The organism is Acinetobacter sp. PK01 (genome assembly GCF_022819285.1).
Lineage (GTDB): Bacteria > Pseudomonadota > Gammaproteobacteria > Pseudomonadales > Moraxellaceae > Acinetobacter > Acinetobacter tandoii.
In genome coordinates, this window is record NZ_CP094643.1 from 2,925,856 (window position 1) to 2,945,128 (window position 19,273).

Below are 19,273 nucleotides of genomic sequence, written 5' to 3' on the forward strand. Positions count from 1 at the left end.
AAGCTCTCATAAAAAAACCTGCATCATTGCAGGTTTTTTTTAACACTTCACAAATTATTTGGCTTTACGCTCTTTCTCAACCAAGTAGCTCACGACTTGGGTCACTTTGGCATCTTCACCTTGTACCACATATTTACCATTCACCACGACCGCAGGTACACCTGTTAACTGATACTGTTTTGCCAGTTGATTGGCTTGTGCGACTTTAGAGGTAATCATGAATGAGTTAAACATGCTGTTAAATTTAGCTTCAGGTACACCATATTTAGTAAAGAATTTCGCCTGAGATTGCTGATCAAAAATTTGCTGACCATTCACATGGATCGCATGGAACAAAGGTAAATGAGTCTTCTGACGCACACCCAAGGCTTCAGAAACATAGTAACCACGTGCACCTTGTTCCCACACTGGGTTCATTGCAGCTGGAGTACGCACAAAACGCACATCTTTTGGAATATTTTTTAGCCAAGTCTGCATATGCGGTTCTAACTTAAAGCAATGTGGGCAACCATACCAAAAGAATTCACGCACTTCGATTTTTCCTGGCACTTCAACTTTGCCTGGGTTGGCGACTACGGTGTAGTCCTTGCCTGCAACAAAATTCGCTGCCATAACACTACCAGAAAATGCAAATACGACCGTTGCAAGGCTACCCAAAAGGAATTTTTTCATTGCGTTTGTTGTCCTCTAAATCATTATGATGAGCTTATGCGAAAACTATAAAACAATTTAGTCGATTTCGTTTTCCTTCTGTGAACTTTTTTACTGCTTTTATCGCTTTTTTTAGAATTAACGCTACACTAGCCATATTGATCTTTATACCAAAACAACTTGATTGAGGTGGCGCAAATGTCGCAATTAAATGTTGATCCGCAAGAAATTGCCAAATTTGAAGCCTTCGCTGCTATATGGTGGGATCAGCATTCTGAATTCCGACCACTCCATCAAATTAACCCGCTACGCCTCAATTGGATTGATGAACATGCCAATGGTCTTGCGGGGAAAAAAGTGCTTGATGTTGGCTGTGGCGGCGGCATCTTGGCAGAAAGCATGGCACGCCGTGGTGCAAATGTGCTGGGCATTGATATGGGTGTGGCACCACTCAATGTCGCACGAATTCATGCAGAACAAGAAGGCGTACAAAATATCGAATATCGCCAAATTCCAGTTGAAGAATTAGCCAAAGAACAAGCAGGTCAATACGACGTGGTGACCTGTATGGAAATGCTGGAACACGTGCCAGACCCTGCTTCCATTATTCAAGCCTGCCAAACACTAGTAAAGCCTGGTGGGCATGTCTTTTTCTCGACCATTAACCGTAATCCTAAGGCCTATTTATTCGCGATTATTGGTGCAGAATATATTTTAAGAATGTTGGCCAAAGGCACACATGATTATCATAAATTTATTAAGCCATCGGAATTGGCGCATGATATTCGTCAAGCAGGACTTAACCTGAAAGACATGACAGGATTACATTATAATCCGCTGACGAAACGCTACTGGTTGGCGCCGAATGTCGATGTGAACTACATGGTCTACACTGTAAAAGCAGGTGCAGAATGAAAGCCGTTCTGTTCGATTTAGATGGTACCTTAATTGATACCGCTGCGGACTTTATTCGCATTATTCAAGACATGTGCCGTGAAGAAGGTCGTGCACTAGTTGATGCCGAACTGATTCGTACTCAAGTGTCTGAAGGTGCTCGGGCGATGGTCAAACTGGTCTATCCAGAACTTGAAGTCGATGACCCTATTTTTCTGGCACACCGTCAACGCTTTCTAGACTTGTACGGCGCTGAGATTGCAGTAGACACCGACCTGTTCGCAGGCATGTATCCCTTATTGGAACAATTGGAACAGCAGAATATTCCTTGGGGGATTGTCACCAACAAGCCTCGCGGACTCAGCGAGTCTTTACTGACTGCGCTGAATCTGACCGAACGTTGTGCAGTATTGGTTTGTCCTGAAGATGTCAGTAAAACTAAGCCTGATCCTGAACCGATGTATCTCGCAGCACAACAATTGCAACTGCCTGCAGAACAATGTATTTATGTCGGTGATCATCCGCGTGATATCGATGCAGGTCGCAACGCTCAGATGTATACCATCTTGGCGGCGTATGGTTATTTACCATTGGCGCACAAAGATGACCTCGCGGCATGGCAGGCGAATTGTATTGTGAATACTGTGACCGAATTACAACACGTGATTCAACAAAAACTCACGCTCAACAGTGCTATAAATACATAAACTTGATGAAGTAAAAATAAGAAGGAGGTGACCATGAAATATTCTGAATATCAGCCTCGCCCTGATCTACTTAAAGATCGCATCATTTTAATTACTGGGGCTGGTGATGGCATTGGTCGTGCGGCTGCACTCAGTTATGCCTTACATGGAGCAACTGTAGTCTTGCATGGTCGTACCTTAAACAAACTAGAAGTCATTTATGATGAAATTGAAAGTTTGGGTGCGCCACAACCTGCAATTTTGCCGCTGCAATTGTCTAGTGCTTCACCGCGCGATTATGAATTGTTGTACGACACTTTAGAAAAACAGTTTGGTCGTCTGGATGGCATTTTGCACAATGCAGGCATTTTAGGTGAACGTACCGAGCTTGAACATTATCCGATTGATGTATGGGATGATGTCATGGCTGTTAACCTGCGTGCACCCTTCATTTTGACCCAAGAACTATTACCTCTGCTGCAAAGATCTGAGCATGCCTCTGTCGTGTTTGCAAGTTCTGGAGTTGGACGTCAGGTTCGAGAAAAATGGGGAGCTTATTCGGTGTCTAAAGTCGCCATTGAAGCGGTAAGTCAATTGTTTGCCAAAGAAAATCAGCATCCCAATGTCCGCTTTAATTGTATTAACCCTGGTGCAACACGTACAGCGATGCGCGCCAAAGCCTATCCAGATGAAGACCCAAAAACTTTGGCAACGCCAGAATCGATTATGCCAGCGTACTTATATTTAATGGGCGATGATAGTCTGCACCTCAGTGGACAAAGCATTGATGCTCAAGATTAATCTCTTGACCGTTTAAGTCTAAACTAAAAATCCTTTGCTTTCGGCAAAGGATTTTTTTACAGCTCAATAATCGTTTTATTTTATCAATTTAATAAATATATTCGGTTTTATAAATCAAAACATCTCTCTTAAACTCTCTGTATCGGCTTAGCCACTGATTTAGGAGATAATTTTCATGACCGATTTACAACACAAAGCTAAATTGATCCGTTCAATCCAATCCCTGCAACTACCTGAAACGTTCATACACGCCTTGGAGGATGAACAACAAGCACCGAGCGTCATTCAGGCGGTCGACTATTTACAACACTGGACTGAACAGTGGAACTAGAGCATTAACTGACTCAGTATAAAGATGCCTGCCACTGAAAATTTGCACTGTTGTTGCCCCGTATATCGACAGCACAGATAAAATTGACCACGCAGAAAGATTTCCAAAATAGATGATTTCATGGATAATATTCTTAATTTATCTATTTTTTTAAAGAATTAATCCAATTCCTTCACAGTTTCTCTGCATTTTTTTCGTACATTAAGAACTGTGAAATGAATACATCTATAACGAGGGGTCAACATGAAAAAGACGATGGCGATATTGACCATTTCTTTCAGTGCATTGATGGCAAGCAGCCTGAGTTCTGCTGCACCCCACTTTGATCATCGTGGCGATGACCATCCACGTAGTAATCAAGGTAAAGGGCGCGACTTTCGTGATTTTGATCAAGATGATGAACGCATGCAAGATAAACGCCGCATGCGTGAAGAACGTGGGGTAAAACGTTTACAGCAGCATCAATGGCAAACGGGTTATGTCATGCCACAGCATTATCGTGGTAACGGCTATAAAGTTGATTATAAAGACCATAGTCTCCCTAAGCCCGCACGTAATCAACAATGGTACAAAATCAACAATGACTATATTTTAATCGATTCGGGCAGTAATGATATTTTACGGATCGTGAATGATTAAATACTCAACTTAACGGTTCTATTTTCGCCAGTCTTACATCACGTTAGACTGGTTTTTTTATAGCTGTATTTTTAAAACGCTTCGATTCACTGTGCTGAAAGGCTTGTGCTTAAACGCTTAGATGCTGTTTACAATCTTCTTTTTTTCTTCATTAAATTCACATTTGCATAATAGTGCTCTCATTGTTTCTCTGCTGTTGTTCGTTACCTTAATCTCATCGAAAGACATAAACAGACATTGAGGTACATCATGAATAAATTGGTTTCTGCTGTAATTTTTACCTTGGATACTGCGGTGACCGCATCTGCGATTGCTGCTCCAGCTTATGAACATCGTTACGATGAGCGCCGCTACGCAGAACAACATCATGATTGGCACAAAGAAGATGGTCGTTGGCAAGATCAGCGCTATCAACGTATTAATCCAAGCCGCGATTGGCGTGTAGGTCAAACACTACCTCGTGGTTATGATTCTTCACGTTATGCCGTGGATTATCGTGATGCAAAACGCTTACACAAACCTGCCCGTTATCAACAATGGTACAAAATTAATGGCGATTACGTGCTGGTGAACGAACGCAACAACCGCATTATTCGTATTTTGAACTAATACTTAGAGTCCATATAAATTCCTTCCCCTCCGTCGACACCTTAACCAAAGTTAAGGTGTTTTTTTATCTAAGATTGTTCGCCTGTCATTTTTTTGATTAGAATCTACTATTGATCGGCTTTTTTGAGATAGGCATGCAAGCGAATTCGAACGATGTTTCACAAAGCACAACCTTACAATATGTGCACTGGTTTCGACATTCTGCACCCTACATCAACGCACACCGTAACAAAACCTTTGTCATTATGTTTGATGGTGAAGCCGTTCAGCATGAAAACTTCCAACATATCATTCACGATATTGCCTTGCTCAATTCATTGGGTATTCGACTGATTCTGGTACATGGCGCGCGTCAACAAATTAATCAGAATTTAAAAAGCAGTGGGCTCAGTACACCATTTCATCAACACCGTCGCATCACCACCCGAGAATCTCTGGGCTGTGTGATGAATGCCGTAGGTTCGGTTCGCCTACAAATTGAAGCGTTATTGTCTATGGGTTTGGCTAATTCGCCGATGTATGGCGCGCGCATTGATGTCGTTTCAGGTAATTTTATTACTGCTAAACCGTATGGAATCCGCGATGGCATTGATTTTCAACTGACAGGAGAAGTCCGCAGTGTCGACACCGATGCCATTCAAAAACATCTGCAACAACACAATATTGTGATGCTCGGCCCAGTGGGATATTCCACAACGGGCGAAGTCTTTAACTTACCTGCCGAAGAAGTGGCGACCAAAACTGCCATTAGCCTCAAAGCAGATAAATTGATTTTCCTTGGCAAACAGCATGGTCTGCTCAATGCCCAAGGCCAGTTACAACGCGAAATTACCCCTCAAGGTCTAGATCAATACATTTCACAATCACAAGACACTAATTCTGAACTGGCACAGCAACTCCGCAGTGCACAAAATGCCTCACTCAAAGGCGTGCATCGTGTGCATCTGATTTCTTATACCTATGATGGGGCTTTACTTGAAGAGTTATTTACTCGTGATGGTTCAGGCACGATGGTCACAGATGCACATTATGAAGATGTACGCATGGCGAATATTCAAGATGTCGGTGGACTGATCAATTTGCTGCGACCACTCGAAGAAGAAGGAATTCTGGTTTACCGTTCACGGGAACGACTGGAAACGGAAATTGAACAATTTGCAGTGATTGAACGTGATGGCATGATTCTGGCCTGTGCAGCCCTGTATCCGATTCCTGCTCAAGAACATGAATTACGTAGTGCTGAAATTGCCTGCGTAGCTGTGCACCCAAGCTACCGAAAATCCAATCGTGGTAGCCAAATTCTGCACTATTTGGAAGGCAAAGCCCGCAGTATGGGTATACAACAGTTATTCGTCCTGACCACACGAACAGCGCACTGGTTTTTAGAGCATGGCTTTGAAACCGCCAATGTCGATGATTTACCCAATGCACGTCAGGCGTTGTATAACTATCAGCGCAATTCTTTGGTGTTCAAAAAGCGGATTTAAGTCGCTTTACCCATTTTCAAGAACATTTCACTTGAATCACAATGACTTTACCTAGCTCTCAAAAGGCGAGGTAAAGTCTATCTAAGATTGATCTTTGCCCCCGCGCATTCACCTGTTCATGTGCCATCACCTTAGCAGCATTTATGCAATGTATATCGTCCAACGTGCTAATTCAGGCTGAAAGCTATATTCCGCTCCAGCATAAACTTATACAGATAGCTTAATTACAAAATAAATCTAATATTTTCAATAAATTAAATAAATACAAATTGATATTCTATTTTTCCTCTAAATCAACTTTAACGCTAAGTTTTGCATTTTTTTATTTATCTTTTTTTTTCATGACCAATCCCTGTTTTTTTATTTTTTTCGCAAAAGAAAGCGCTATAGCGTATCTGCTCAACCTTATATCAACATTTCTTCATTGCGGAGCACATCGAACATGAGCAAGCCATATTTTACTTCAACACGTCCATGGATTCTTTTGACTGTTGTGGCTGGCAGCATGCTCATGGCGGGCTGTACACCCAAAAAAGTGGAAACCACGACGTTAAATATTGGTTTTCAAAAGTACGGCATCTTACCGATTGTGAAAGCACGTGGCACTTTAGAGCAAGCTTTGGCAGCACAAGGCGTACAGGTGAAATGGGTTGAGTTTCCAGCAGGTCCACAATTACTGGAAGGGCTAAATGTGGGCAGTGTAGCGTTGGGTGAAGCAGGTGAAGCACCACCTATTTTTGCCCAAGCTGCCAACTCGAATTTAGTTTACCTCGCCAATCAACCACCCGCACCACAAGCTGAAGCACTGATTGTGCCAAAAACCTCGAACCTTAAAACCATTCAAGATTTGAAAGGTAAACGTGTAGTGCTAAACAAAGGCTCCAACGTACATTATTTATTGTTAAAAGTCCTTGAAGCCAACCAGCTCAAACTCTCTGATATTGAAGTGGTGTACCTACCACCTGCGGATGCTCGTGCCGCTTTTGAACGCGGTGCAGTCGATGCATGGGTCATTTGGGACCCGTTCTTTGCCGCAGCCGAGCAACAGCTTGGGGCACGTGTACTCGCTACAGGTAAAAATCTAGTCAACAACCATCAGTTTTACTTAGCAGATCGCAAATTTGCACAACAACATCCTGACATTTTAAAAACAGTGGTCAATGAATTAAATCAGACCACCACTTGGGTATCACAGCATCAGCAACAGGCTGCTCAGTTGTTACAACAACCGACTGGTTTGCCCGTCGAAGTCTTAAACCGTTCGATTTCTCGCATGGGATTTGGAGTTCAACCTATTTCTGAAGAAGTGGCAAAACAACAGCAATTTGTCGCAGACGCTTTTTATCAACAAAAGCTGATTCCAAACAAAATTGACATTCAAACTGCGCTCTTAAAAGCGACACCATAATAATGAGGAATAGCAAAAATGAACGCCCTTAAAACAATAACTTTCGTTGGCATTACTGCACTGAGCCTTGCGCTGAGTGCTTGCCAAAAATCTGAATCGAGTCAGACCCAAGCTGCCACCCAAAATAAAGCTGAATCGGTAGATACACTTTCTATTGGCTACCAAAAATCTTCCCTAAATTTGTTGGTAGCACGTCAGCAAAAGTTGTTTGAACAGGAATTTCCTCACGCCAAAATTGAATGGAAAGAGTTCCCTGCGGGTCCACAAATGTTAGAAGCTCTAGCTGTAGGCGCTGTTGATTTTGGTGCCGTAGGCAATACTCCTCCCATTTTTGCTCAAGCAGCAGGTAAAGACTTAAGTTATGTCGGTTATGAGCTAGTACCTGCCAACTCTCAGGCATTACTGATTCCCAAAAGTAGCGGTATACAGTCCATTCAAGAGCTAAAAGGCAAACGCATTGCGGTACAGAAAGGTTCAAGTGCGCATGAGTTACTCGCCAAAGTTTTGCAAAAAGCTGGCTTAAGTTGGCAAGACATTCAACCGATTTGGTTACCACCTGCCGATGCACGCGCGGCCTTTGACAAACAGTCGATTGATGCTTGGGCCATTTGGGAACCCTACCTCAGCGCGGCGGAGCAAGATGCACATGCCAAAGTGCTGATTGATGGGACCGCTTTCCCAAAAACCTACTCCTTTTATATTGGTAACCCAAAATTCATCGCGGCACATCCTCAAGCGACTGCACAGTTTTTACATGGCTTGAATCAGGCCGATCAATGGGTATTAAAAAATCAGCCGCAAGCCTTAACCGTCTATACCCAAAGTACAGGTTTACAGACTTCAATTGCCCAACGTGTAATTGATAAGCGCCTGAAACCATCGCCAATTCAGACCCTAACCCCTGAAGTGGTACAAGCGCAGCAACAAATCGCAGATCTGTTCCAACAGGTTCAATTGATTCCGAAAAACATTCAAGTTCAAACCACCGTTTGGGCAGCACCTAAAACCCACTAATCTGTAGAAATTGTAAGGATATTGATAATGAAAATTTTCTGGTTTATTCCCACCCATGGTGACAGTCGTTATTTAGGAACCAGCAAAGGCGCACGCCAAGTCGATCATGCTTATATGAAGCAAATTGCAGTTGCAGTGGACAATTTAGGCTATGAAGGTGTGCTGATCCCAACGGGACGGTCATGTGAAGATCCATGGATTACCGCAGCCAGTTTGATTGATGCAACCAAGAATCTGAAGTTTCTCGTGGCACTACGCCCAGGCGTGACCACACCTGCATTAGCTGCGCGTATGGCTGCCACATTTGATCGTTTATCCAATGGTCGTGTCTTGTTAAATCTGGTGACGGGTGGTGACGAACAAGAGCTTAAAGGTGATGGCATTTATGAAGACCATGCTTCGCGTTATGAAACTGCCAGCGAATACACCCAAATCTGGCGTGAGATTCTGACCCGTTCACACACAGGCGAATCTTTCAGTTTTCATGGAGAACACTTAAAAGTTGATGATGCCAAACTACTCTATCCACCTGTGCAACAGCCCTACCCACCTTTATGGTTTGGTGGTTCTTCAGAAGCGGCGGTTGAACTAGCAACCGAACAGGTAGATACCTATTTAACTTGGGGTGAACCACCCGCAGCAGTCAAAGAAAAAATTGAAAATGTCCGCGCGAAAGCCGCAGCAAAAGGACGTCAACTTAACTACGGTATTCGTCTGCACGTCATTGTGCGTGAAACCAACGAAGAAGCCTGGAAAGCGGCCGATGAGCTGATTCAATATGTCGATGATGCGACCATTGCTGCGGCACAACAAAAGTTTAAGCAAATGGACTCTGTGGGACAGCGTCGTATGGCTGAACTGCATAATGGTGATCGTAGCAAACTTGAAGTATCACCAAACTTATGGGCAGGGGTTGGACTGGTACGTGGCGGAGCAGGTACAGCTTTGGTAGGTGACCCACAAACTGTGGCAGATCGAATTCAGGAATATGCAGATTTGGGCATCAGCACCTTTATTTTTTCTGGCTATCCGCACTTGGAAGAATCTATTCGTTTTGCTGAATTGGTTTTCCCACTCTTGCCACTTGAAACGCGCAAAAAATTGACGCAACCCAATTTGACTGGACCTTTTGGAGAAATTGTCGCCAACAATTATGTGCCGAATCAGACCACGGTTTCACGTCCAATTAAGGAGCCTGCCTAATGTCCAAAATAACTGCGACTGAAACTTTCCCAAAACAGAAAGTTTCACGTGGAACAAACTTTGGGCAGCGTTTGCTGCCTTGGTTGTTCCCTTTTTTACTGATTCTGATCTGGCAAATTGCATCCAGTACAGGTTTGCTACAGAGTCGCATTTTACCTGCACCTACAGCAGTGGTCAGTGCATTCTGGCATTTACTCATTAGTGGTGAGCTTTGGCATCATGTCAAAGTCAGTGCAGGACGTGCCTTATTAGGGCTGGCTATCGGTGGTGGCTTAGGGTTGTTGTTGGGCTTACTCAACGGCTCATCCAAAACAGCCTCAACCCTACTCGATACCACCTTGCAGATGATCCGCAATATCCCTGCCCTCGCCTTGATTCCATTGGTGATTCTCTGGTTTGGCATTGATGAAACTGCAAAACTGTTTTTGGTGGCGGTTGGGGTATTTTTCCCAATTTATATCAACACCTACCACGGCATTCGTTCGGTCGATCCCCAACTAATTGAAATGGGAAAAAGCTACGGTCTCAGCCGATGGGAACTGTATAAAAATATTATTTTACCTGGGGCGATGCCCTCCATTTTAGTCGGCTTACGCTTTGCTCTTGGCTTAGTTTGGGTCTTACTCATTGTCGCGGAAACTATTTCTGCCCAAGCGGGCATTGGCTATATGACGATGAATGCACGTGAATTTTTACAGACCGATGTGGTTCTGGTCGGCATCTTACTCTATGCCCTATTAGGTAAACTGGCAGATGTGCTAGCAGTCAGTTTAGAAAAATACTTATTGCGCTGGCACCCAGGCTATCAAAAATAAGGAGCCGAAGATGACAGATCTCAGTATTGGTCAGCATGTTGCTGAACAGATTCAGCACCCACCGTCACCACAATCAGATATCCAACCAAATGCCGTAATTGGCGCAGAAATTCTGATTGAACAACTCTATAAGTTTTATGGTGATGTCAAAGTTCTTGAAGATTTAGATCTCCATATTCAACCTGGAGAGTTTCTTGCCATTGTTGGACGGAGTGGTTGTGGCAAAAGTACCTTATTAAGACTGATTGCGGACTTAGAACAACCGAGTTACGGCGAAATTAAATTTAAATCGGCACGCCATTTGCGTGAAGGCATTACCAGTGACGACATTCGGGTTATGTTTCAGGACCCACGTCTGCTACCTTGGCGTAGTATTGAACAGAATGTACAGCTTGGTCTCCATAAAGACGCACATGCTCAAGCCACTGCATTATTAGAAAAAGTTGGTTTAAAGGAAAAAGCGCCGCTCTGGCCTGCACAACTTTCAGGCGGACAGCGCCAACGCACCGCACTCGCACGCGCACTCTCTCATCAACCTCGCGTGTTGTTATTAGATGAACCGCTTGGTGCTCTCGATGCCTTAACTCGGCTAGAAATGCAGAATCTAATTGAAAAGCTATGGCGAGAACAGGGTTTTACTGCCGTTTTAGTGACCCATGACGTTAGTGAGGCCGTACAACTGGCCGATCGTATTATTCTACTCGACAAAGGCCATATTGCCCGTCAATTTCAGGTTAACTTACCCCGCCCACGTGAAAAAAATCTACATTTCGCTGAACTTGAACAGCAAGTCTTGAATGCCGTTCTCGCCACTTAAATGATTTTTTTGCGCCAAGCTTAACCCCAAGCTTGGCGTAAAAACTCGAAGTTGATGCGATCGAAGGCATGCGCCGACCTGTCATCAAACTGTCACATTTAAAATAAAAAATGATCCAAATTGATGCATTTTGGTCTTTAGTTATCCTTTTGTTTTTTTTAATGGAATGAATATGAAATCGAGCAGTGTTTTTTTATCCGTAAAATACGCGATTTCATCAAATTACCTGATTTGTTGATGCACAAATCTGATGATTTGCCGTACAATTTGACCTTCCCTGAATTTTTTAAAGCTACGAATGGAACAAAAAAAGAGTACTCAAAAGCGCCATCAATTGCTGAATGCCGCACTTGATGTTTTTTCCTTATATGGATTTAACGGGGCTAGTTTAGATGAAATTGCTCAACTTGCAGAAATGCATAAGTCGAACATTTTTTACTATTATGAAAATAAAGAAGCACTGTATGTGGAAGTGCTGACGACCGTTTTACAAAAATGGTTAGCGCCACTGCAAATACTAGAAGCAGAGCTTGAACCGACGGAAGCAATTACCAATTATTTAATGCAGAAAATTGAACTGTCGCGCACTCAGCCGAAAGCATCACGTTTATTTGCCTTAGAAATTATCCAAGGTGCACCGCATATTTTAGAGATCTTAAAAGGTCCACTAAAAAAACTGGTCAAACGCAAAGCTAAGGTCATTAGCATGTGGCAAGAACAAGGGAAAATTTCAGCAGATATTGATCCTGAATTGCTCATTCTCAATATCTGGGCAGTGACACAAAACTATGCCGACTTTGCGACTCAAATGGAAATGGTGACCGGTAAAACCTTACGCAACCGCAGTATGCAACAACGCGTCATTCAACATACCGTCCATATGATGCTCTACGGTATTCTACCGCGTGAGCAACACAACTAAGCCCTATATTGATTTTGGCATACGACCATAGCCATCTATGGTCGCCGAGCCAATTAAGTCGTAATAGACTGATATAAAGACAATAACTTTTTCGCCCCAAGCATTAAATTTTCTTCCCAGTCGAGATGTGCACTGTCGTCTGCACCATCGGTGATATATTTTATCGAAATTAAACGCACACCCAGTTTTTTACACACTTTGGCCATCGCATAACCTTCCATGTCGACTAAATTACATGGGACTTTTGGCTGACCTGTCTCAAAGCTATCCCCTGTACCACATACACCTTTCGGTAAATGGGAAAAAAAAGGTTCTAAGTCAATTGCCCCAGGATGATCCTGATCCATCGGCGTCACCCCGACTTCAAAGCCGAGCGGTGAAACATCCATATCGCGTTGTACGAAGCTGGTGACTTCGACCAAAGCATGACGCTCAAAGTAAGAACTGCCTGCACTACCAAGGTTTAATAAAGTTTTACAGCCTGTCGCCTGAATCACCTCAAAAGCTTTAAATGCTGCATTGACCTTGCCAATGCCACTGTAATGCACATCAATCTGAGCTTGTTCAAATAAACCTTTCGATTCATTTGGTAAAGCCATAATCAGCGCCAAAGAGGATTTCATCGCATCTACTCAAAATCAGAACGGTGCTATTAAAAATCAAAACCACACTGTGTGCAAATTCTGTCATCCTCTATCTCTCAATGAGTTTTTTAGCCCGTGCTGTGCAACTTTATTTTTGTTGCAGATAGAGGTTTAAACACGGTGAAAAGAAAAGTCGTCCTGCATAAAACCCAGCCACAGTTTTGCTCATAACCAATCCCCATAACAGCATCAACAAGATTGCCAAGCCATAGCCTATATTCAGTAACCAATGAAGCTGCAATTGTTGGGCAAGCTGTAACGTTGCCAAACTGAATACGCCCAATGGGAAAGTCATGCCCCACCAGCCTAAATTAAAAACCAAATGTGAACCTGCGTGTTTCAGGGTAATCATGATCGCTATTCCTAACCACCACACTCCAAAACCAAGTAGCAACAAACTGCTCAAAAACCCTGCCTGATGGAGAAACTCACCCAGTCCGATGAAATGTGTTGCATGTAGTAAGCGTGTAGCCTGCTCACCCAAAAGTAATAATGCCAATGCACCTGTGCCAATCGGCCCGACCGCCAACCAGCCTGTCATGGCTAATTCCTGACTTGGCAATTGGTGCAAGGCCAATCGTAAAAATAAAATGCCCAAAATCAGCATGGCAGGAAAAACTGAAATGCCCCACAAAATATAGCTGCCAAATAAAATACCCACCGCATGAGGAGTTACTGGCAAATGCTGTAACAACACTGCACCCGAAGCTGCTGCCACTTCACAGGCAACTATCGGAAGTAACCAGACTGCAGTCATCTGTTGTAATTGGTGGCGCTGACAACTGAACATACAAAATGGCACCACAAACGCCACCATCACAGCCATCAATACGTCGAGATACCACACCCACTCTGCAATACCAATTATGGCTGTACCATACAGCACTACCCCATATTTCAAGGCACCATTAATCAGCGTCGCCAATGCCATTGGAATGGTCCCTAAAAATAAACTCATACTGGGATGGGCAAAAATCTGTTTGGCTTCCTGCGGGTACAGCAACCAACGCAAAGCATATAAACTGCTAAATAAAGTAAAAATCAGCCCATTCAACAACCACAATCCTGCACCGAATTGCCAAAACATAGGATGAACAGCACTAAATTCTGCCAATATAATCGACAAAATGCCGGTACCCATACAGACGGTAAACCAGTTCGGTGTGAACTGACGGATCACATCATGCCATTGTGGCAACTGATGAAAGGGCTTGTTCATACGGCGTCAACCCAAATTAAGAAGTTATATTGATATTACAACACACTAAAAATAAGTAAAATTGATTATTATTCATTTTTAAAATCAGTTTTTATGATATAAAAATAATAGATCAATAAATTTTTCTGGGTAAAAACACAACAACAAGACGAATGCTCAAGAATATGGCAATATATAAGCCTGATTATTTTTCATTTATTGATTAGCCCATGAAGCTGCTCCGCCTGAATGCTTTAGCGCCAGACTTTCAATTACCTCTAACTGCTGTGACCATTGGTAATTTTGACGGCGTCCATTTAGGACATCAAGCGATGATTCAGCAACTGAAACAGGTTGCTGCACAACAACAACTCAAATCTTTAGTCATGATTTTTGAGCCACAGCCTTTAGAATTTTTTCAAGGTTATGAAGCACCACCACGCATTAGCTCACTCCGTGAAAAAGTGGAATATTTAACTGAATTGGGAGTGGACTATATTGCCGTTGCCAAGTTCGACAATACCTTCCGTAGCTTAAGCGCAGAAGCATTTGCCAGTATTTTAAAAGACCAACTAAATGCACAAAGCCTGATCTTGGGCGATGACTTTCACTTTGGCAAAAACCGTCAAGGCAATAGTGAATTCCTGAAAAATTACGGTTTTGATGTTCATAATTTACAAACCATTGCACTTGAAGGTGAACGTGTCAGTTCAACCCGTATTCGTCAAACCCTTGCAGAAGGTAATTTAGCACTCGCGGCACAGTTATTAGGACGGCCTTATAGCATCACAGGTCGTGTGCAATATGGCGACCAAATTGGACGAACCCTCGATTTTCCAACGATTAATGTGCGCCTCAACCGTCATAAACCCTGTTTAAACGGCATATATGGCGTCGATGTGATTTGTGAAACTACATCTTTACAAGACAAAGTTGTGCAAGAGAATCCTGAACAAAAAGGAGTTCTGGGTTATCAGGAAACGGCTTTGTTTGGTGCGGGGCATGTCGGCACCCGACCGGCCATCAAACAAGAGCATCCAGAATGGCGATTAGAAGTACATTTCCCTAATGTTTCTGCTAATCTGTATGGCTTGTTAATGCGGGTAACTTTCTTAAACTACTTACATGGTGAAAAGAACTACCCTTCGCTGGAAGCACTGAAAGCGGGAATTGATGATGATGTGGAGAAACTACTTGAGTTTCGCCATAACAACCCAACTTTTCCCTTTTAAACACCGAAAAATTTTATGTAAAACGCGTCAGTCTAAACCCTGATAAAATTGGAAGATATCTTGCATGAGCGATAAGCAAACTCCTGAAAATGCAGTGGATTATAAAGCCACACTCAACCTCCCAGGTACTGAATTTGCAATGAAAGCAAACCTTGCAGTACGTGAAGCGAAATGGTTAGAAGAGTGGTATGCCGACAACATTTATCAGCAGATTCGTGCGTCGCGTATTGGCAAGAAAAAGTATGTCCTGCATGACGGCCCTCCATATGCCAATGGTCAAATCCATTTAGGTCATGCGGTCAATAAAGTCTTAAAAGACATTATTATTAAAAGCCGAGTCATGGATGGTTTTGATGCTCCTTACGTACCAGGTTGGGACTGTCACGGTCTACCGATTGAACTAAAAGTGGAAGAAAAAGTTGGTAAGGTCGGCGTAAAAGTCGATGCTTCAACCTTCCGTAAAGCGTGTCGCGAATATGCTTACACCCAAGTTGAATTACAGAAAAAAGACTTTGTACGTATGGGTGTATTTGGGGATTGGGACAATCCTTACTTGACCATGAACTTCAAACAAGAAGCAGACATCGTACGTTCAGTGGGTGCAATTGCCAAAGCAGGTCACATCGAACCTGGTCTTAAACCTGTGAACTGGTGTTTAGACTGTGGTTCAGCATTGGCTGAAGCTGAAGTTGAATATGAAGACAAAAAATCAGATGCCATTGATGTTGGTTTTACTGTCGTTGATTTGGCAGACCTTTCTGCACGTCTAGGCGTAGAAGTTGCTGACCGCACAGACATCGTGATCTGGACCACGACACCTTGGACTTTACCTGCCAACCAAGCCGTTGCTTTACATGCTGAACTTGAATATCAACTGGTTAAAGCACGTGGTGAAGAAAAAGAGCCGCAAAACTTTATCTTGGCGAAAAACTTAGTTGAATCTGCCACTGAGCGTTATGGTTTCAATAGCGTTGAAGTCTTGGCCGAGTTCACAGGCAATAAACTTGAGCATGTCCGCCTGCAACACCCACTGATCGCAGAGCGCCAAGTGCCTGTAATTTTAGGTGAACACGTGACCGCAGACAGCGGTACGGGGGCGGTGCATACTGCCCCAGGTCATGGTGTGGACGACTATAAAGTTGGCTTACTCTATAACTTAAAAGTTGACAATCCAGTTGGCGGAAACGGTGTCTACTTACCAACTTCTCCAATTTTTGCGGGCGAACATATTTATAAAGCCAACCCACAAATCATTGCTGCGTTAAGCGAAGCAGACAAACTGTGGGCACACAAGCCAATCAAGCATAGCTACCCACACTGCTGGCGCCACAAAACTCCAATTATCTTCCGTGCGACACCACAATGGTTTATCAGCATGGATGCCAAAGGTTTACGCCAAGGTGCATTGAACGCCATTGAAAACGAGATCAGCTTTGTACCGGATTGGGGTAAAAACCGTATTCAAGCCATGATCGAAGGTCGTCCAGACTGGTGTATCTCACGTCAGCGTACGTGGGGTGTACCAATCCCATTCTTTGTACATAAAGACACTAACGAGTTACACCCACGTACAGCAGAATTAATCGAAGAAGTCGCGTTGCTGATCGAACAAGAAGGCATTGACGCATGGTATAACCGCGATGCCAAAGACTTTATCGGTGAGGAAGCAGAGCAATATAACTGCGTACGTGACACCTTAGACGTGTGGTTCGATTCAGGAACAACGCACTATGCTGTGCTACGTGAACGCGAAGAACTGACTGATCCTGCTGATTTATACCTTGAAGGTTCAGACCAGCACCGTGGTTGGTTCCAGTCTTCATTATTGACTTCTATTGCCATCAATCAACGTGCGCCGTACAAAGGCTTGTTGACCCACGGTTTCGTGGTGGATGAAAAAGGTCGTAAGATGTCGAAGTCTTTGGGCAACATCATCACCCCACAAGACATCATTAAAGATATGGGTGCAGATGGTTTACGTTTCTGGATTGCATCAGCCGATTACCGTTATGAAATGACCGCAGGTAAAGAAATCTTTAACCGTGCATCAGACGGTTACCGTCGTATTCGTAACACACTGCGTTTCTTATTGGCGAACTTGAATGGTTTCAAACCATCAACTGATGCCCTGCCTGTCGATCAATTGATTGCACTAGATCAATACATCTTGCAACGTGCAGCGGATGTACAGAAAACCATTCAGCAAGCCTATGAAGATATGAACTTCCATATCGTCACCAATGCCTTGACTAACTTCTGTATTAACGACTTGGGTGGTTTCTACCTCGACATCATCAAAGACCGTCAGTACACCACCAAAGCAGACTCACAAGCGCGTCATTCGGCACAAACTGCACTGTATCACTTGGTGCAAGCTTTTGTCCGTTGGATGTCACCAATCTTGAGCTTTACCGCGCAAGAAGCATGGCCACTCATTCCAGAACAAACCGAGAAATACGTGTTCACTGCGGAATGGTACGACATTCCTGTATCATCGACTGCAAACTTGTTGTCTGAAGCAGATTGGCAAACCTTGATTACCGTAAAATCTGCGGTGAACAAACATATTGAAGTTGCACGAAACGAAAAACTGGTAGGTTCTAATCTCTCTGCCAAAGTTGAATTATGGGCAAATGAAGGCTTGAAAGCGGTACTAGATCGCCTAGGCGATGAACTTCGCTTCGTCCTCATCACGTCTCAAGTACAAGTTCATGCCTTTGATGCAACTCAAGGTCAAGAAGCCGATCTAGATGGTTTACGTGTGAAAGTCTCAGCTGCGGAAGGTGAAAAATGTGCGCGTTGTTGGCATGTGCTGCCTGATGTGAATACACATCACGAACATCCAGGTCTGTGTGCACGTTGTATTATTAACCTCCCTACTGGTCAAGGCGAAGAGAGAAAATATGCCTAATCCACAACAGAAAGCGGGCCTGTTTCAATTCTACCCACACAATTTGCTGTGGGTGGGGTTATCCATTTTGGCGATTGTGTTAGATCAATGGACGAAATGGATTGCGTCTACACACCTGAATTATGCAGATCCGGTACCTGTACTGCCTTTTTTAAATTGGACTTTGTTACATAACTATGGCGCAGCCTTTAGTTTCTTGTCCGATGCAGGCGGCTGGCAACGTTATTTCTTTACCTCACTTGCAGCTTTGGTTTCAGTGATTTTTGTGTTTTGGTTAATGCGTATGCCAAAGCACGTCACGATTTTACCCATGGCAATTGCGCTGATTTTAGGCGGTGCTGTAGGAAATTTAATTGATCGCGTGACCTTAGGTTACGTGGTCGATTTTATTCATGTCTATTACAATAATAGTCACTTCCCTGCATTTAACCTTGCCGACAGTGCCATTACTTTGGGCACCATTTTGCTGCTTATAGATACGTTTTTCCTAGAAAAACATAGAATTCAACGTGCGGATGCGCAACACCATGAATGAAATTATTAATCCGAATGAAGAAACCCGTATTGAACAAGGTTCGAAGGTTGATCTTCATTTTTCCGTTGCCATTGAAAATGGTGTAGAAATTGACAACACCCGTAGCCGCGCTGAACCAGTCAGCTTGGTGATGGGCGATGGCAGTTTACTCCCAGGCTTTGAAAAAGCCTTGTTTGGTCTACGTGCAGGTGACCGTCGTACCGTCAGCCTTCCACCAGAAGATGCGTTTGGACCATGGAACCCTGAAAATGTGCAGACATTTGATACGGTAAAATTCGAGCAACGCCCTATTGAAGGCCACATGATCGAGTTTGAAGATAAAGCTAAACAAAGCCTATATGGCGTCGTTAAAACTGTCGGGGATGACATTACCGAAGTAGATTTTAACCATCCATTGGCAGGTAAGAATATTACCTTTGAAGTGGAAATCTTCAAAGTGACTCCTGCGGGTCAACAAGGCGTGAAATTCATGTAAA

20 protein-coding genes are annotated in these 19,273 nt (G+C 43.4%); 17 read left to right on the forward strand and 3 right to left on the reverse strand.

Annotated features, from left to right (window positions below; all coding sequences use genetic code 11):
- Positions 1-54: 54 nt before the first annotated feature.
- Positions 55-672 (reverse strand): thiol:disulfide interchange protein DsbA/DsbL, encoded by a 618-nt coding sequence (locus MP622_RS13810; protein ID WP_243791441.1) that lies wholly within the window; start codon positions 670-672, stop codon positions 55-57.
- A 177-nt stretch (positions 673-849) separates the two neighbouring features.
- On the opposite strand from MP622_RS13810, the gene ubiG reads away from it, so the two are divergent.
- The 13 genes from ubiG to MP622_RS13875 all read left to right on the forward strand — a co-directional run bounded on the left by ubiG (position 850) and on the right by MP622_RS13875 (position 12,277).
- Entirely contained in the window at positions 850-1,566 is a 717-nt protein-coding gene (ubiG, locus tag MP622_RS13815; RefSeq protein WP_016165695.1) for a bifunctional 2-polyprenyl-6-hydroxyphenol methylase/3-demethylubiquinol 3-O-methyltransferase UbiG, read from the forward strand.
- Positions 1,563-2,252 (forward strand): HAD-IA family hydrolase, encoded by a 690-nt coding sequence (locus tag MP622_RS13820; RefSeq protein ID WP_243791442.1) that lies wholly within the window; start codon positions 1,563-1,565, stop codon positions 2,250-2,252. The genes ubiG and MP622_RS13820 overlap by 4 nt, the downstream gene beginning before the upstream one ends.
- A gap of 33 nt (positions 2,253-2,285) precedes the next feature.
- Positions 2,286-3,032 carry a YciK family oxidoreductase gene (locus tag MP622_RS13825; RefSeq protein WP_016165697.1) on the forward strand — a complete coding sequence of 249 codons (747 nt, stop codon included), beginning with the start codon at positions 2,286-2,288 and terminating at the stop codon, positions 3,030-3,032.
- Between the two features lie 175 nt (positions 3,033-3,207).
- Positions 3,208-3,363 (forward strand): hypothetical protein, encoded by a 156-nt coding sequence (locus MP622_RS13830; protein WP_016165698.1) that lies wholly within the window; start codon positions 3,208-3,210, stop codon positions 3,361-3,363.
- A gap of 243 nt (positions 3,364-3,606) precedes the next feature.
- The gene (locus MP622_RS13835) at positions 3,607-4,002 is read left to right on the forward strand and encodes an RcnB family protein (protein WP_016165699.1); all 396 of its coding nucleotides are present in this window, start codon (positions 3,607-3,609) and stop codon (positions 4,000-4,002) included.
- Between the two features lie 249 nt (positions 4,003-4,251).
- Positions 4,252-4,611 (forward strand): RcnB family protein, encoded by a 360-nt coding sequence (locus MP622_RS13840; protein WP_243791444.1) that lies wholly within the window; start codon positions 4,252-4,254, stop codon positions 4,609-4,611.
- 134 nt (positions 4,612-4,745) lie between these two features.
- Positions 4,746-6,098: an amino-acid N-acetyltransferase gene (gene argA / locus MP622_RS13845; protein ID WP_016165701.1), complete on the forward strand. Its 1,353-nt coding sequence runs from the start codon at positions 4,746-4,748 to the stop codon at positions 6,096-6,098.
- A gap of 442 nt (positions 6,099-6,540) precedes the next feature.
- Positions 6,541-7,506, forward strand: a complete 966-nt coding sequence (locus tag MP622_RS13850; protein ID WP_016165702.1) for a sulfonate ABC transporter substrate-binding protein — start codon at positions 6,541-6,543, stop codon at positions 7,504-7,506.
- A gap of 18 nt (positions 7,507-7,524) precedes the next feature.
- Positions 7,525-8,520 carry an aliphatic sulfonate ABC transporter substrate-binding protein gene (locus tag MP622_RS13855; protein WP_044739767.1) on the forward strand — a complete coding sequence of 332 codons (996 nt, stop codon included), beginning with the start codon at positions 7,525-7,527 and terminating at the stop codon, positions 8,518-8,520.
- A gap of 27 nt (positions 8,521-8,547) precedes the next feature.
- Positions 8,548-9,723 (forward strand): FMNH2-dependent alkanesulfonate monooxygenase, encoded by a 1,176-nt coding sequence (ssuD, locus tag MP622_RS13860; RefSeq protein WP_243791446.1) that lies wholly within the window; start codon positions 8,548-8,550, stop codon positions 9,721-9,723.
- Positions 9,723-10,538 (forward strand): aliphatic sulfonate ABC transporter permease SsuC, encoded by an 816-nt coding sequence (ssuC, locus tag MP622_RS13865; RefSeq protein WP_044739769.1) that lies wholly within the window; start codon positions 9,723-9,725, stop codon positions 10,536-10,538. Before ssuD ends, ssuC begins: the two co-directional genes overlap by 1 nt.
- 10 nt (positions 10,539-10,548) lie before the next feature.
- Positions 10,549-11,355: an ATP-binding cassette domain-containing protein gene (locus MP622_RS13870; protein ID WP_044739770.1), complete on the forward strand. Its 807-nt coding sequence runs from the start codon at positions 10,549-10,551 to the stop codon at positions 11,353-11,355.
- Between the two features lie 298 nt (positions 11,356-11,653).
- On the forward strand, positions 11,654-12,277 hold the full coding sequence (locus tag MP622_RS13875) for a TetR/AcrR family transcriptional regulator (protein WP_044739771.1): 624 nt from the start codon (positions 11,654-11,656) through the stop codon (positions 12,275-12,277).
- Positions 12,278-12,330: 53 nt separating this feature from the next.
- On the opposite strand, the gene MP622_RS13880 is transcribed toward MP622_RS13875, so the two are convergent.
- Positions 12,331-12,900, reverse strand: coding sequence for a 5'-nucleosidase (locus tag MP622_RS13880; protein WP_044739772.1), 570 nt, complete (start codon positions 12,898-12,900; stop codon positions 12,331-12,333).
- A gap of 109 nt (positions 12,901-13,009) precedes the next feature.
- Entirely contained in the window at positions 13,010-14,140 is a 1,131-nt protein-coding gene (locus MP622_RS13885) for a TDT family transporter (RefSeq protein ID WP_016165709.1), read from the reverse strand.
- A 209-nt stretch (positions 14,141-14,349) separates the two neighbouring features.
- On the opposite strand from MP622_RS13885, the gene ribF reads away from it, so the two are divergent.
- From ribF to MP622_RS13905, 4 genes are all read left to right on the forward strand, one after another.
- Complete coding sequence (gene ribF / locus MP622_RS13890; RefSeq protein WP_016165710.1) at positions 14,350-15,351, forward strand: bifunctional riboflavin kinase/FAD synthetase; 1,002 nt, start codon at positions 14,350-14,352, stop codon at positions 15,349-15,351.
- Between the two features lie 64 nt (positions 15,352-15,415).
- Entirely contained in the window at positions 15,416-18,262 is a 2,847-nt protein-coding gene (gene ileS, locus MP622_RS13895) for an isoleucine--tRNA ligase (protein WP_243791448.1), read from the forward strand.
- A complete protein-coding gene (gene lspA, locus MP622_RS13900; protein ID WP_044739776.1) occupies positions 18,255-18,797 on the forward strand; it encodes a signal peptidase II in 543 nt (180 codons plus the stop codon). Before ileS ends, lspA begins: the two co-directional genes overlap by 8 nt.
- Positions 18,790-19,272, forward strand: coding sequence for a peptidylprolyl isomerase (locus MP622_RS13905; RefSeq protein WP_016165713.1), 483 nt, complete (start codon positions 18,790-18,792; stop codon positions 19,270-19,272). The genes lspA and MP622_RS13905 overlap by 8 nt, the downstream gene beginning before the upstream one ends.
- Position 19,273: the final 1 nt, after the last annotated feature.